We start from the raw sequence: 14,977 nt of genomic DNA, 5'->3' as shown, positions 1-14,977 counted from the left end.
GCGTCGCTCGGGCCACGTGGCCATGGCACGCCGTCGAGGCCGTCAGTCGAGCGTCGCGCGCAGGTCCACCGCGGAGAACTTGCCCCGCTCGTCGCGCGAGAGTCCGCTCGCGGCGAAGGCCGGATCGTGCGTGTAGAACGCGAGGCCGCCCTCGGCGAGGATGCGCCCGAGCTCGCGCTCCTTCTCGTCGATGAGCAGCTCGGGGTAGCGGTCGTAGCCCATGGTGATGGGGAGGTGCACCCACGCCGCGCCAGGGACGAGATCGCCCAAGAACGTGATCGGCCGCGCGCCGCCCGCGACCCGCGTGAGCATGAGCCCGGGCGTGTGCCCCTCGGAGTACGTAAACGTGTAGTTTGCACCTAGCGTCGACGAGGAGCTCCCGCTCACGACCTCGAGCCGACCGGTCTCCTCGAGCAGGGCGGTGAGCTCGGGGATGTACGAGGCCTTGTCGCGCGCGTGCGGTCGCTTCGCGCGCCCCCACGCACCCTCGGACACGACGTACGCGGCGCGCGGAAACGCCAGGCGATGCGGCAACCCCTCTTCGAAGGGCGCGAGCGCGCCGCCGGCGTGGTCGAAGTGCAGGTGCGAGAGGACGATGACGTCGATGTCGTCGGGCCGGAGCCCCACCGCGGCGAGCGAGGCGAGGAGCACGTGCTCGGTGCCCTCGACGCCGTAACGCTCGCGCAGCTTGGGCGGAAAGAACGTGCCGATGCCGGTCTCGAGGAGCACGTGGCGGCCCGAGGGCTCGGTGACGAGCAGGCCGCGGCACGCGAGATCGATCCGGTTTTTGTCGTCCGGCGGTGCCCAGCGCTCCCACATGCCCTTCGGGCAGTTGCCGAACATCGCCCCGCCGTCGAGGCGTTGGTGGTTCCCTTCGATGGCCGTGAGCTTCATGGGGCGAGTCTACCCTCGGCGGCGCTCTAGTCCCCTGGAGTCGTGGTTCGTATCAGAAGTCGGGTCTTCGGTGTCATGCCGAGGAGCGATGGGGTGCCCCGTTTTCGGCGGCGGCGGGCCCGTCCTCAACTCGGACGTCGTTCCGCGCGGTGGAGACGGCGCTTTGCGCTCAGGGGACAGTGCTTTCGGGTGTGACCGCGCGAGAACGCCGACCCTCGAACATGAGTATCCTCCCACCGCCGCCGAAAACGGGACACCCCCTCGCTCCCTTGTGGCGAGAGGCCGAGCCGCGCGACTTCTGGAAGGGATCACGCTTCCAGGGGACTAGAAGCAGCCGACCTTCGCGCCGAGGACGCGGCAGTTGAGGCGCCCCTTGCACGCCTCGTCGAGCACGTAGTGGCCCGAGTGACAGACGTAGATGGCCTTGGCGTCCATGTCGCAGGTGTAGCTCTGCGCCTTGTTGCACGGGTCGTTCAGCTGCGCGCGCGTGTCGTCGCACAGGATGCGTCGGCCCTGCGTGTCGCCCGGGCCGCCCTCGACCACGGCGCAGCCCTTCGGGCCGCGGCAGGTGGAGGAGACGGCGAACTTGCCGTCCTTGCACACGAGCTCGACCTTGTGGTCCGAGGAGCAGGCGTAGTCCTTGGCGTTCGAGCAGGCCTCGCCCACCGAGGCCACGCTGTTGTCGCACTTGACCTTCTTGCCGGAGAGCGCGCAGCCGCCGGCGCCGAGGCAGCTCGCCGTGCGCACCCACCTGTGGCGCTTGCACTCGAGCATCGCGTGCCCGTCGGGCGCACACACCACGTCGTCGGGCAGGTTGCACGCGTCGTTCTCGGAGGCGATCGACTGGTCGCACTGGGCGTTGCTGCCCACCTTCTGGCAGCCCGCGGGGCCGCCGCACGCCATACGCTCCCACTTGCCGTCGTGGCAGACGAGCGCCTCGGTCTTGCCCGTGCAGGTCTCGCGCGCCTCCGTGCGGCAGGCCTTGCCCTCCTGCGGCTTGCAGGCGGCGAGCGTCATGGCGAGCCCGGCGAGCGCCAGCGCGAGCGCGGCGCGTGCGCGCGTGCGGGCGTCCGGCGGCGACGAGGCGCGGGGCATCATGGCGCGGACCATACAGAAGTGTCGTCCCTCCGACCACCCTCGTCTCCCCGCGGATCTCTCTCAGGGCTGGCGCCGCTTCGTGGCGACGAGGCGCGCGAGCTCTTCCCGCACGAGCTCGACGCCCTTGCCCGCGGCGTCGCCGCGCGACGGCGCCTCGAGCAGCGACGCGCGCGTCACAGCGCCCGCGTGGCGCTCGTTGACGGCGCCGACGAGCGCCTCGATGCGCTCGCGCCGCGCGCGCTCCGGCTCGAGGAGCTCGGGAAACAGCGGCCGCGTGCCCCCGTGGTCGTCGAAGTGGGACGCCGAGAGCCCAACGAGGCGAATGTGGGCGGCGTCCACATTGAAGCGCTCGAGCAGCGCGGCGCCGACCTCGTGCAGCGACTGCGTGTCGCTCACCGGCGTGGGGAGGGAGCGCTGTCGCGTGAGCAGAGTGAAGTCCGCGAGCTTCAGCTTCACCGTGACGACCCGCGCGGACAGGCCAGTCGCCGTGAGCCGCCGCCCCACGATCTCCGCGTGCTGGAGGATCGCGCGCGACAGCGCCGCGCGGCCGACGAGGTCTTGGTCGTAGGTGGACTCGGACCCCACCGATCGCGCCTCGCCGTGCGGCACCACGGCGCGGTCGTCCTCGCCCCGTGCGAGGCGGCTCACGCGGGCGGCGTGCGCGGGCGCCGTGCCGAGGGCGAGCGCGAGCGTGCTCGGGGCCGCGCGTGCGAGATCGCCCAGCGTGCGGAGCCCGAGAGCGCGCAGTCGCGGGGCGCTCTTTGGACCCACGCCCCACATGCGCTCGACGGGGAGCGGCGCGAGAAACTCGGCCACCGCGGCGCCGCGTGGCGCGACGACGAGCCCATCGGGCTTGTCGAGGTCGCTCGCGATCTTCGCGACGAACTTGCACTCGGCGACGCCCGCCGAGGCGGTGAGGCCGAGCTCGGCGCGGATGGCGCCGCGGATGGCCGCGGCGATCGTGGCCCCGTCGCCGAAGAGCGCGCGGCTCGCGGTCACGTCGAGGAACGCCTCGTCGAGCGAGAGCCCCTCGATGAGCGGCGTGTACCGGCCGAAGATCTCGAACATCTGGCCGCTGACCTCGGCGTAGCGCGCGCGACGTGGCGGCACGACGATGGCGTCCGGGCAGCGTCGCAGCGCCTCGCTCATGGGCATCGCGGAGCGCGCGCCCTTCGCGCGTGCGGCGTACGAGGCCGCCGCGACCACGCCGCGCCGCGCAGGGCCGCCGACGAGCACGGGCCTGCCGCGGAGGCTCGGGTCGTCGAGCTCCTCGACGGACGCGAAGAACGCGTCCATGTCGATGTGGAGGATCTCGCGCCTCACGCTCGGACGCGGCCGCCGCGACCACGCCGCGACGCGTGGTCGCGGGTCGCGCGCGCTCGCCGCGTAGTCGCCTGCGCTCGGTCGTACACGCCTCGAAGGATCGATCGTCCGTCGCGCGCTGACAAGGCCATCGCGAGGCCGACAAAATAGTACAACGCCGGCGCGCGAGGCGCCGGCGTCGTCAGGGGCCCGAAGGCCGGGTCAGGTCGCTCGCGTCACTTCGCGGGCGGCATGAGGACGGTGTCGATCACGTGGATGACGCCGTTGGAGCAGTCGATGTCGGCCTTGGTGACCTTGGCCTTGCCGACCATCACGCTGCCGTCCTTCTCGACCTTGATGGTGACCTTCTTGCCGTTGAGGGTCGCGGCGTCCTTCATCTTCTTCACGTCCTCCGCCATGGCCTTCGCGCCGATGACGTGGAACTTGAGGACGGCCTCGAGCTTCTTCTTGTCCTTCTTGAGGGCCTCGAGGTCCTTCGCCTTGAGCTTGCCGAAGGCCTCGTCCGTGGGGGCGAGCACGGTGAAGGGGCCAGCGCCCTTCAGGGTGTCGACGAGGCCCGCGTCGCCGAGGAGGCCCGCGAGGATCTTGAAGTTGCCGGCCTCGACGGCCGAGTCGACGATGTTCTTCTTCTCGGGGACGGCGGGCTTCGGGGGCTCGACCGGGGCGGCCGACGCGGAGGCCGACGCGCTGACGGGCGGCGGGGGCGGCGGCGGGGGCGGCGGCGGCGGCTCAGCCGACGGGGTGGGGGGGACGACCGGCGGCGGGGGATCGCCGCAAGCGACGAACGCGATGGCGGCCGAGACGATGACAAGCGAGGCGAGACCGAGCTTCTTCATGGGACGTATGCTCCTCCTGATACTTTTGGGCGCCATTCCGATGCGCGGGGCAGAGCGCGTACTGCAGAGGCGCCCGGGCGAAAGTTCCTCGGAGATGGCGCGCCCTCTGTAGACCGTTTTGGCCCCGAAGACGAGACACATTTCGCGCTCTCGTGCAGGCGGCCTGGCGCAACTTTTGCGCTAGGGTGGGCGGATGAACCTTGGAGCGAAGCTGCGGGAGGGCCTCTTGGGGCTCATTGGAGACACTCCGCTGGTGCGGATCCCCAGCCTTTCCCGCGAGACCGGCTGCGAAATTCTGGGAAAAGCCGAGTTCTTGAACCCAGGTGGCAGCATCAAGGACCGCACGGCGCTCGGGCTCGTGCGCGGCGCGCGGGAGGGCGGGCGCCTCCGCCCAGGGCAGCTGATCGTCGAGGGCACCGCCGGCAACACGGGCATCGGGCTCTCGCTCGTGGCGCGCACCCTCGGCCACCCGCTCCTCATCGTGCTCCCGAACAACCAGTCGCAGGAGAAGATCGACACGCTGCGGGCGCTCGGCGCCGAGCTCGAGCTCGTGCCGCCCGCGCCGTTCGCGAGCCCAGACAACTACTACCACGTGGCCCGTCGCCGGGCCGAGGAGCGGGGAGGGTGCTTTGCCGACCAGTTCGAGAGCACCTCGAACTTCGACGCGCACTACGGCACGACGGCCGAGGAGCTGCTCCGAGACACCGACGGCAGGATCGACGGCTTCGTCGCCTCGGCGGGCACGGGAGGCAGTCTCGCGGGGGTCAGCGCCAAGCTGGCCGAGCGGGCGCCAGACGCCCAGAGCTGGCTCATCGACTGCGAGGGCAGCTCGCTCTACGCGCACGTGAACGAGGGCACGCTCGACGCGGTCGGCTCGTCGATCATCGAGGGCATCGGCATCCGTCGCATCACCGCGAACTTCGCCCGCGCCCGCCTCCGAGGCGCCCTCCGTGGCACCGACGCCGAAATGGTAAAGATGCTTCACTTCGTCGCGCGACGCGACGCCCTCTTCGTCGGCGGCTCGGCAGCGCTGAACTGCGTCGGCGCCGTGAAGCTGGCCCGCCGGCTCGGGCCGGGCAAGACGATCGTCACGCTGCTCTGCGACGGGGCCGCGCGGTACCAGCAGCGTCTCTTGAACCCCGCGTGGCTCGCCGAGCGGGGCCTGTCCACCGAGGCCGAGGATCTCTCGTTCGTCGCCTGAGCGTGACCGTTTGGCGCTCGCCCGAGCCGCGACCCTCGGCTACAGTCGCCGGGTGAAAACACGGACGCTCGCCTGGGGTCTTCTCGCCATCGCCGGACTGGGTTGCGGCCTGAGCTTCGGCGATCTCGGCGCCACCGCCGGGGGGGACGCCGGTCCGCTCGCGAGCGCCACGGGAACCGTGACCGCGCGCCCTACCGGCACCCCCACGGATCCTACGCCGGTCGACCCGCCCGACGGCGGCCCTGGCGACGCCGAGGTGGACGCGCTGAGCCTCCTCGACGCGGGCGCCGACGCCTCGGGCGACGCGCGTCCGCCGCCCACGAACGTGCCGCCCCGCATCGTGCTTCGCTTCGAGTTGAATTTCTTGTGCCAGTTCGCGTTCAACTCGCCGACGTGCACGCGCAACGAGGGAACGTTCACGCAGCGCGCGGTGTACCGCGGGGCCTCCAGCGACTTCGCGAACACGCCGGGTGGCGCGTTTGGACCGCAGCCCAACTTCTGGCGTGCGCGCATGGGCGGGCCCTCGGCCAACGCGATCGACATCGACGACGCGACCGACGCCGTGCCGGCGGGTGTCCCCGTCGAGCGCCTCACCGTGGCCGCTTGGGTGCGCCGCTCTTCGGAGACCGGAGCGGAGCGCGACAACCTGCGCATCGTCTCGATGGGCCCGGTAGGGGGCATGCCCATGTTCGAGTTTGGGTTCAACAAGGGCTCCGAGACGAGCCTGATGGCGTCCGTTGGCCAAGCCCTGCCGGGCAAGAAGGGCAGCCTCCGGAACTACCTCCTGGAGGACGAGTGGACGTTCGTCGCCATGACGTATGAACCCACGGCGGACCTCGAGATGTGCTTCTACCGCGGCACCGAGGCGACCGAGGTCACGCTCATGGAGTGCGTCGACTACCCGGGCCGCTCGTTCTCACGCGCGCAGACCCGCTTCACCGTCGGCAACGCGGCGGCGACCGCCACGCGCGACGGCGCGAAGAAGGTCTCGTTCCCCGGGTTCATCGACAACGTCTTCGTGTACTTCGGCGACGCGCTCGACATCGAAGAGATGAAGAAGCTCCAGCGCGACTGATCGCTCCGCTTCGACACGGGTGCCTCACGGGTCGTGTGTAGAATACACGCAAGGCGCGTGGGTCACACCGGGCAGGGGCCGCCGAAGAGACCGAACCAGCGGAGCCCCCACAGCACGAGCTGAATCACCTGGAGGGCGAAGAACGCGTACATCATGTGCGTCGCCTCGTTCTTGTGGGCCAAGGCCCCGAGGTTGCCGTCGCGCGCGAGCACGTACATCGAGCGCGCGATGATCCACGCAGAGAGCGCCACGTGCACCGGCCCCAGCGGGTTGTAGCGGAGCACGCCCGCGAGGTCGAAGTGGGCGAGGGCCTCCACCGATCGGGTCATCCCGCAGCCGGGGCACGGCACGTGGAGCCACTGCGCGACGGGGCAGCGCGCGAAGCCGAAGAGCACGAGCAGACCCATGCCTGCGAGCCCCGCACCCAGGAGGAGCGCGCGCGGCAGGAACGGGAAGCGAGGGAGCGCTAGCGGCACGATGCGAGAAGTCAAGCAGACGGAATCGTCGAGCGGAAGGGCGCCGATGTGCATTTCTCTCTTCGCGTCGCGGAGGTTTGTGCGAACCTGAGGTCCCTGAGGTCGGCGACTTAGCTGCCAGAGGAGGAGTGCAGCCAATGCAATCAAACGAAATCGTGAATATGGCGGGTGGTTATGGTCCTCCGGGCGGTGGAGGTTACGGCGGTCCCCCTCCCGGCGGGGCTCCCCCTGGCGGCGGCGGGTACGGCGGTCCTCCTCCTGGTGGCGGGCCTCCCGGCTTTGGTGGTCCCCCTCCCGGTGGCGCTCCTCCCGGCGGCGGCGGCTACGGCGCGCCCCCTCCCGGGTTCGGCGGCCCTCCGGGCGGTGGGTACGGCGGTCCTCCGGCCGGCGGCCCCCCGGGCTTCGGCGGCCCTCCGGGCGGTGGCTTCGGCGGCCCCCCCCAGATGGGCGGTGGCGGAAGCGTCGACACGACGATGCCGCTCGTCCTCTCCATCGCCTCGTGCCTCTGCTGCTGGCCGCTCGGCATCGCGTGCCTCGTCCTCTTCTTCCAGGGCAAGGGACTCGCGGACCAGGGCGACAGCGCTGGCGCTCAGGCGAAGTTCGGCATCGTCAAGATCCTCGGCATGATCGCCATCGGTCTTGGCCTCGTGTCGACCATCATCAACATCATCATGCAGGTCGCGGCCCACGGCTGAGGCCGGGCAGGATCTCGCCGCGTCGGCCTCTCCGGCGTGACCTCGGTCCGCGCGTCGTCCTCAGGGCGGCGCGCGGCGCCGTTTTGTGGGCGCCACGTCCGGCCTTGGCGGGCTCGGTCGGCGGACGCCACTCGACCGCGCGACCGCAGGCGACTATGAGTCTCGGCTGCCCATGTCCGCGCCTCCTCCCGCTCCTCCCGCCGCTCCCGCTGCGCCCGCTGCCCCCGCTGCTCCCGCCACGTCGGCGACGTCTGCCACGGGCTCGTCCGAGCAGGCCATCATCGACGGTCGCAAGCAGACCGCCGCGCGCCTCCGCGAGCGCGGAGAGAACCCGTTCGCGAACGACTCGGCGCCTCGCCTAGGCGGCAGCACGCTCGCCCTCGGCGCGCTGCGCGCGCGCCTCGCGCCGGCCCGCGGCGACGGGGGGAAGTACGCAGAGGAGGCCGTGCGTGCCCTCGCCGCAGACGCGCGGTTCCACGTGCGCGGGCGGGTGCTCGCGCTGCGCTCGACCGGTGGGCTCTCCTTCGTGCGACTCCGCGACGGCTCGGGCGAGCTCCAGCTGTTGTGCGATCAGGCTCAACTGGGTGCAGAGTACACGAAACTGGACGACCTCGATCTCGGCGACTTCATCGAGGCCGAGGGCACGCTCACCGCGTCGAAGCGCGGCGAGCTCTCGCTCGAGCCCGCCCGGCTGCGGCTGCTCACGAAGGCGTACCGGCCCCTCCCCGAGAAATGGCACGGGCTCTCCGACGTGGAGACCCGCTACCGGCAGCGCTACGTCGACCTCGTCGCCAACCCGGCCGTGGCGGAGGTGTTCAGGGCCCGCAGCCTCATCGTGCGAGCGGTGCGTCGCCTCCTGGACGACGCCGGGTACCTCGAGGTCGAGACGCCGACCATGCACACGCTCATCGGCGGCGCGGCGGCCAAGCCCTTCCTCACGCACCACAACACGCTCGACATGCCGCTCTTCATGCGGATCGCGCCCGAGCTCTACCTGAAGCGGCTGCTCGTGGGCGGTTTCGACCGGGTCTACGAGATCGGTCGCTGCTACCGCAACGAGGGAGTGTCGACGCGGCACAACCCCGAGTTCACCATGCTCGAGTTCTACCAGGCGTACGCGACGTACGAAGACCTGATGGACCTCACCTGTGTGCTCCTCCGCGGCGCTGACGCAGCCCTCGCCGAGGCCATGCCCGACGCGCAGGCCGCGTGGAAGGCCGCGCGCCCCTTCACGTTCGACGAACCCTTCGCGCGCGTGCCCATGGCCGACGCCGTCAGGCGCGGCGCGCTCGCCGCGGAGATCCCCGAGTGGCGCGACGCCGTCGCCGGCGAGGCCAGCGGTGGCGGGCTCGTGGCGCTCCTCGCGCCGGGCTTCGTGGACCACATGAAGGCCTGGTCGAAGAGCTCGCCACGCGCCAAGAAGATCGACTGGGGCAACTTCCGGAAGGGCTTCGACAAGTGCGACAATGACGGAGAGCGCCTCTTCTGTTGCTACGAGTACCTCTGCGAGCCGTTTCTGCCGGAGGACTACCGCTCGAGCGACGGCGCCAAGAGCCTGCCCGTGTTCGTGAAAGACTACCCCTTCGAGACCTCGCCGCTCGCGCGCAAGAACGACGCTCGCCCCGAGCTCGTCGACCGCTTCGAGCTCTTCGTCCACGGGCGCGAGCTGTGCAACGCCTTCAGCGAGCTGAACGATCCGGAGGACCAGGCAGCCCGCTTCTTGGAGCAGGTCAGCAAGAAGCAGAAGGGCGCCGAGGAGACCATGGACTACGACGCCGACTACGTGCGGGCGCTCGAGCACGGCATGCCGCCCGCCGCGGGCTTCGGCATGGGCATCGACCGCCTGGTGATGATGCTGACCTCCTCGGCGTCGATCCGCGACGTGGTGTTCTTCCCCCTGTTGCGCAAGGAGGGCTGAGTGACGCCCTGGCTCGTCGGCCTGCTCGTGTTCGTCGCGGTCGCCTCGCTCCTCATCGTGTGGCGAGGCGTCGCGGAGCTGCGGGCGGGCCACCGCGGGCGCTTCGTGGTGGCCCTGCTGGGGGCGGCGGCGGGGATTGGCTTCGTGCGCCTCACCTACTGGACCACCCAGCTGCCGGTGCTGCGCGGGTCGGCGTGGTCGCTGAAGGACGCGGCGGTGCGCGCGGGGGCGCTCGCGAGCGGCCTCGTGTTTTTGTGGACCGGCCTCGCGATCCTCGTGCCGGTGCTCTTCGACTTGTTCGAGAAGCGCGCGTTCAGCCTCTTCGTCGCGGTGCGCCACGTGCGCTCGCAGAAGTCGGGCTTCCTCTCGGTCATCAGCGTGCTGTCCATCGCGGGGGTCAGCATCAGCTCGTGCGCTCTGTGCGACGCGAGCAGCGTGATGGGGGGCTTCTCGGCCGACCTGAAGCGCAAGATCTTGGGCAACAACGCCCACATCGTCGTCGACCAGGAGTCGCTCGTGCCCTTCGCCGACGGCGACGCGCTCCTCGAGCGGATCCGAAAGGCGCCCCACGTCGTGGGCGCTTCGCCCGTGCTGTACGGCGAGGTGATGATCACGTCGAACTCGAACCTCGCCGGCGTCGTCGTTCGAGGCGTGGACACGAAGACCATTGGCCAGGTCATCGACCTGCCGGCGAACATCGAGCTCGGCAAGCTCGAGTACCTCGACAAGCCGGAGGCGCTCCTCCACCTCGACGAGAACGAGATCATCGGGCGCGGGCCGGGGGGCGAGCCCTACACCAAGGGGCCGGAGCTGCTCGGCTTCGATCTCGACCCCATCACCCGCGAGAAGCTCCCGCCGCCGCCCGTCCGCCCCGGGATCGTGGTCGGCCGTGAGCTCGCGAAGACACTCCACGTCTACGTGGGCGACGAGGTCACGCTCATCTCACCCCTCGGCGACCTCGGGCCGATGGGGGTGATGCCGAAGACCAAGCGCTTCCGGGTAGCGGCGGTGTTCTTCAGCGGAATGTACGAGTACGACGCGAGCCACGTGTACACCACGCTGGGCTCTGCCCAGGACTACTTCGGCATGCGCGGGAAGGTGTCGGCGATCGACGTGAAGGTCGACGAGCCCGAGCTCGCCGACTTCGACTTCGCGGCGTTCGACAAGGTGGTCGCGCGGCCCGAGCTCCGCGTGCGCGACTGGCGCGGCATCAACAAGAACCTCTTCTCGGCGCTCAAGGTCGAGAAGATCGCGGTCTTCCTCATCCTCACGATGATCACCGTCGTGGCGAGCTTCTGCATCATCTGCACGCTGCTCCTGCTCGTCACCGAGAAGACCAAGGACATCGCCATCTTGAAGGCCCTCGGCGCCAGCGACGGGGCCATCCTGCGCACGTTCATCATGGAGGGCGTCGTCATCGGGACGCTCGGCACCGTGTTCGGCGTGAGCTCTGGGGCGGCGAGCTGCATCGGCCTCAAGTGGTTCGGCGTGCGGCTCGATCCAGATGTATACTACATTGATCGACTCCCCATCGCCGTGAACCCGGCCGACTTCGCGCTGGTGGCAGCCAGCGCCATCGTGATCTGCACGCTCGCGACCATCTACCCGGCGCTCGCCGCGGCGAGCATCCGTCCGGTCGACGGTCTGCGCTTCGAATAGCGTGGCGCGCTCGCCGCACGCCGCTGGCACCCAGTCCGCTACCGGAGGTAAACGCCTGCCGCGGCTCCCCGCCGCGCCGCCGGCGCCCGCGCCGCTCCGCGCGCGCCTCGCCGAGAGCGCGCGCTACGCCTGGCGCACCGCCACGCTCGTGCACCGGAGCTCCCCACGCCTCGCGCGGGGCTACCTCGCCCTCGTGCTCGCGGGGAGCGCGCTCCCGCTCGGGGTGGCTTGGGTCGGCAAGCAGCTCGTCGACGCGGTCGTCGCGCGGCGCGAGGCCCTCGCGCTCCGCTGGGTGCTGGTCGAGCTCGGCTTCGTCGTGGCCATGGCGCTCGCGAGCCGGGGCGCGGGCCTCGTGCGGCAGGTGCTCGGGGCGCGGCTAGGCGTCGATGTGAACACCGCGATCCTCGAGAAGGCCTCGCGGCTCGAGCTCGCCGAGTTCGAGGACTCCGAGCTCTACGATCGCATGACCCGGGCGCGGCGCGAGGCGTCGTCGAGGCCCCTCGCGTTGGTGTCCGACGCGTTCACTCTCGTGCAGAATACACTTACGCTGGGCGGCTACATCGCGCTGCTCGTGGGGTACGGCGCCTGGGTCGCGGCCCTGCTCTTGCTCTCCACCGTGCCGGCGACCCTCGCCGAGGTGAAGTACTCGAAGGAGCAGTTCAAGCTGCGAAACTGGCGCTCGCCCGAGTCGCGCAAGCTCCTCTACCTCGAGCATGCGCTCGCCAGCGACGAGCACGCGAAGGAGGTGCGCCTCTTCGACCTCGCCGAGCTCTTCCTCGCCCGCTACAAGACCCTCGCGGAGGCGTTCTACGCCGAGGACGCGCGGCTCGCGGTGAAGAAGTCGTCGGCGACGACCGGCCTGTCGCTGCTCGCGACCTTGGCCCTCTACGGCACCTACGCGACCGTGGCGCTGCTGGCCGCGCGGGGCACGCTCACCCTCGGCACGATGACTCTCTACGTGCTCGCCTTCCGACAGGGTCAAGCGGCGTTCCAGGCGGCGCTGTCGTCGCTCGGCTCGATCTACGAGCACAACCTGTACATGTCGAACCTCTTCTCGTTCCTCGGCGGTGCGGAGGTCGCGGGGTCGCGCGCTGCGGGCGAGGAGGGGGCGCGTGGGGCGACGGGCGCGGTCGCGCTCCCGGTCGCGCCGCGGTCTCGCTCCGCCGACGAGCGCCGGGGCGCCGTCGTGCGTTTCGAGGGCGTGGGTTTCAAGTACCCCGGCCGGGACGAGTGGGCGCTGCGCGGGATCGACCTCACGCTCGCCGCGGGCGAGCGGGTCGCTCTGGTGGGGCACAACGGGGCAGGGAAGACCACCTTCGTGAAGCTCATGACCGGCCTCTACTCGCCCACGGAGGGCCGCGTGACGGTCGACGGCCGAGACGTCCTCGCAGGCGACGGGCCGGGCGCGGCGGCCGAGCGGCGCGCGCTGCTGGCCCGCTTCGGCGTGGTGTTCCAAGACTTCAACCAGTACCAGCTCTCGCTCCGCGAGAACGTCGGCGTGGGCAGCGTCCCGCGAATGCACGAGGAGCCTCACGTGCGAAACGCCGCGCAGCTCGGCGGCGCGGGCGGTCTGATCACGTCGCTGGAGGGTGGCCTCGAGGCGCCGCTCGGCCACTGGTTTCGCGGGGGGGTCGAGCTCTCCGGCGGCCAGTGGCAGAAGATCGCGCTCGCGCGCGCGTTCATGCGCGACGACGCGGACATCTTGGTGCTCGACGAGCCCACCGCGGCGCTCGACGCCGAGAGCGAGCACACGGTGTTCGAGCGCTTCCACGAGCTCGCCGAGGGCCGCACGACCCTGGTGATTTCACACAGGTTCCCGACCGTGCGGATGGCCGACCGCATCCTCGTGCTCGAGGGGGGCCGCGTGACCGAGGAGGGCTCCCACGACGCGCTCGTCGCCAAACGAGGCACCTACGCGCGTCTCTTCGCGCTCCAGGCGAAGGGTTACCAGTAAGGCGCCCGCAGCTCCCGCGTACGTCGGTGGTGGACGGCTTGAACGCCTACTTGCCGAGCCGCCACGGCTTGGCGACCGTGCGGCCCACCGCCGCGCCTATGGTCACGGTCTGCGGCGTCGCCTTCGGCTTGAACGAGAACGTGACGGCGTGGTTCTGCGGAGCCGAGACGTCGATGGCCGGGGTCGGGTCCACCGTCGCGCCCTGCGGGTCGAGGACCGCGTGGAGGTCGGTGCCGCTCGAGCCCACCGCGAGGAAGTACTTCTTCCCCATGGGATCGTACTCGTAGATCGCGAACTGCATCACGACCTCGTGCGGCTTGCGGGCCGCGAGCAGGGTCGTGAGGGCTTGCTTGTTCTTCACGGACACGCGGCCGCCGATGGCCATCGGATCGGCGGGCGCAGCGCTCCATTCGAAGTCGGTCAGGACGGCGACGCATTTGACCTGAGCGCCGCTGGTGGGGAGCGCGGTGTCGATGTCGGCCTCCAGCTCGGTCGTGTCGAGCTTGAGCGCGCGCAGACAGCCAACGGACGACTGGGAGCCCGCTTGAAAATAGAAGCCCTCCCGGACGTCGAGCGACTTCGTCACGGACGCGGTCGCTGGCTGGGCAAAGCAGAGCGCGAACCCCAGGACCCCCACCCACGCCGCCGACCTCGTTACGGTTGCCTTGCTCACGCGACCTCCCTCGGTAGGCTGCAACAGCGTCCGGCCCAGCGCTGCCCTGCGCTGCCCTGCGCTGCCCCCCGAAGGAGACTATTCCTCGCGTCGCGCGCGTCCACTCTATTTCGTGCGGGGCGTCGCCTCGACGTCGCGACGCGCCGCGAGCCCGAGGACCATGGGCCCGGCGCGCGGAGTGTGGCGTCGCGCGCAACGGCCTCGACCCCCGCGGGGAGATCCCCTACCCTCCGCGCGTGTCCCGCACCCTCACGCGCCCCGCAGCGACGTTCCTGGCGCTCACGCTCCTCGCGCCCACGCTCGCCACGCCCTGCCGCGCCCTCGCCCAGTCGCGCGGCGCGACCGCCGCGCCGGCGCCCGCGCCACGCGCCGACCTCGTGGCGCGGGGGCAGCAGCTCTTCGAGGACCAGCAGTACGAGGAGTCGATCCAGATCCTCTCCGCGGCCCTCCTCCGGCCGAACAACACGAAGGCGCAGAAGATCGAGATCTACCGGCTCCTCGCGCTGAACTACATCACGCTCAACCGCAAGGAAGAGTCGGAGAGCGCCGTCCGTGGGCTGCTCGCGGCCGAGCCGGAGTACGCGCTGCCTCCCGCCGAGTCGCCGCGCTTTCGCGACTTCTTCGCCGCCACCAAGGCGCGCTGGGAGCAGGACGGTCGGCCGGGCCTCATCGTGGCCGAGGCGCCGCCTCCGCCGCCGGTGGGCATGCGCCACACGTCGCCGTCGCAGGCTGAGCGGTCCACGCAGATCGAGATCGTCGCGCACCTCGACGACGCCGGCCACCGCGTGGAACGCGTCGAGCTCTTCTTCCGCAGCGGCACGCGCGGCCCGTTCGAGCGGGCGCCCGCCGCCATCGACACGGCCCGCGGGGTGCGCGCCGCCATCCCCCCGTCCGCGGTCAAGCCGCCGCTGGTGGAGTACTACCTCCAGGGGCTCGACAAGGGCGGCCTCGCCGTGGTCAGCCGTGGGGACTCCAGCGCGCCGCTCCGGGTCGCCGTGCCGGAGCCCAAGGGCTCGCGGTGGGTGCTCCCCGTCGCGATCGGCGGCGCGGTCGTCGGCGCCGCGGCCATCGTGCTTGGGAGCCTGGCCCTCGGCGGGGTCTTCAGCACCACCCCCACCCAGCCCCAGCCGGCGCCGCCTGGCCAGGGGACGGTCAGCGTCAGCATTTTGGAGTAG

At 70.9% G+C, this 14,977-nt stretch carries 13 protein-coding genes; 7 read left to right on the top strand and 6 right to left on the bottom strand.

Features of this window, described 5'->3' with window-relative positions; genetic code table 11:
- Nucleotides 1-42: 42 nt before the first annotated feature.
- The 4 genes from IPQ09_02090 to IPQ09_02075 all read right to left on the bottom strand — a co-directional run bounded on the left by IPQ09_02090 (nt 43) and on the right by IPQ09_02075 (nt 4,151).
- Nucleotides 43-894 (bottom strand): MBL fold metallo-hydrolase, encoded by an 852-nt coding sequence (locus IPQ09_02090; protein ID MBL0193012.1) that lies wholly within the window; start codon nt 892-894, stop codon nt 43-45.
- A gap of 324 nt (nt 895-1,218) precedes the next feature.
- The gene (locus IPQ09_02085) at nt 1,219-1,992 is read right to left on the bottom strand and encodes a hypothetical protein (protein MBL0193011.1); all 774 of its coding nucleotides are present in this window, start codon (nt 1,990-1,992) and stop codon (nt 1,219-1,221) included.
- Between the two features lie 60 nt (nt 1,993-2,052).
- Nucleotides 2,053-3,288, bottom strand: a complete 1,236-nt coding sequence (dinB, locus tag IPQ09_02080; protein ID MBL0193010.1) for a DNA polymerase IV — start codon at nt 3,286-3,288, stop codon at nt 2,053-2,055.
- 242 nt (nt 3,289-3,530) lie between these two features.
- Entirely contained in the window at nt 3,531-4,151 is a 621-nt protein-coding gene (locus IPQ09_02075; GenBank protein MBL0193009.1) for a fasciclin domain-containing protein, read from the bottom strand.
- A 193-nt stretch (nt 4,152-4,344) separates the two neighbouring features.
- Here IPQ09_02075 and IPQ09_02070 point away from each other — a divergent pair, with 193 nt between their 5' ends.
- Nucleotides 4,345-5,352, top strand: coding sequence for a cysteine synthase A (locus IPQ09_02070; protein ID MBL0193008.1), 1,008 nt, complete (start codon nt 4,345-4,347; stop codon nt 5,350-5,352).
- A 52-nt stretch (nt 5,353-5,404) separates the two neighbouring features.
- Complete coding sequence (locus IPQ09_02065) at nt 5,405-6,427, top strand: hypothetical protein (GenBank protein MBL0193007.1); 1,023 nt, start codon at nt 5,405-5,407, stop codon at nt 6,425-6,427.
- A gap of 62 nt (nt 6,428-6,489) precedes the next feature.
- Here IPQ09_02065 and IPQ09_02060 read toward each other — a convergent pair whose 3' ends face one another.
- Nucleotides 6,490-6,834 carry a DUF2752 domain-containing protein gene (locus IPQ09_02060; GenBank protein ID MBL0193006.1) on the bottom strand — a complete coding sequence of 115 codons (345 nt, stop codon included), beginning with the start codon at nt 6,832-6,834 and terminating at the stop codon, nt 6,490-6,492.
- 230 nt (nt 6,835-7,064) lie between these two features.
- Between IPQ09_02060 and IPQ09_02055 the strand changes: the two genes are divergently transcribed.
- The 4 genes from IPQ09_02055 to IPQ09_02040 all read left to right on the top strand — a co-directional run bounded on the left by IPQ09_02055 (nt 7,065) and on the right by IPQ09_02040 (nt 13,129).
- Nucleotides 7,065-7,598, top strand: coding sequence for a CD225/dispanin family protein (locus IPQ09_02055; GenBank protein ID MBL0193005.1), 534 nt, complete (start codon nt 7,065-7,067; stop codon nt 7,596-7,598).
- Between the two features lie 172 nt (nt 7,599-7,770).
- Nucleotides 7,771-9,516, top strand: coding sequence for a lysine--tRNA ligase (locus tag IPQ09_02050; protein ID MBL0193004.1), 1,746 nt, complete (start codon nt 7,771-7,773; stop codon nt 9,514-9,516).
- Nucleotides 9,517-11,175, top strand: a complete 1,659-nt coding sequence (locus tag IPQ09_02045) for an ABC transporter permease (protein ID MBL0193003.1) — start codon at nt 9,517-9,519, stop codon at nt 11,173-11,175.
- Nucleotides 11,176-11,230: 55 nt separating this feature from the next.
- On the top strand, nt 11,231-13,129 hold the full coding sequence (locus IPQ09_02040) for an ABC transporter ATP-binding protein (protein MBL0193002.1): 1,899 nt from the start codon (nt 11,231-11,233) through the stop codon (nt 13,127-13,129).
- 46 nt (nt 13,130-13,175) lie between these two features.
- Here the strand turns inward: IPQ09_02040 and IPQ09_02035 are convergent, their stop codons facing one another.
- Entirely contained in the window at nt 13,176-13,802 is a 627-nt protein-coding gene (locus tag IPQ09_02035; protein MBL0193001.1) for a hypothetical protein, read from the bottom strand.
- Between the two features lie 236 nt (nt 13,803-14,038).
- Between IPQ09_02035 and IPQ09_02030 the strand changes: the two genes are divergently transcribed.
- A complete protein-coding gene (locus tag IPQ09_02030; GenBank protein ID MBL0193000.1) occupies nt 14,039-14,977 on the top strand; it encodes a hypothetical protein in 939 nt (312 codons plus the stop codon).

This window comes from Myxococcales bacterium (genome assembly GCA_016720545.1).
Lineage (GTDB): Bacteria > Myxococcota_A > Polyangia > Polyangiales > Polyangiaceae > JAAFHV01.
The sequence above is the reverse complement of the archived record's forward strand: the minus strand, read 5'-3'. Positions and strand labels throughout refer to the sequence as shown.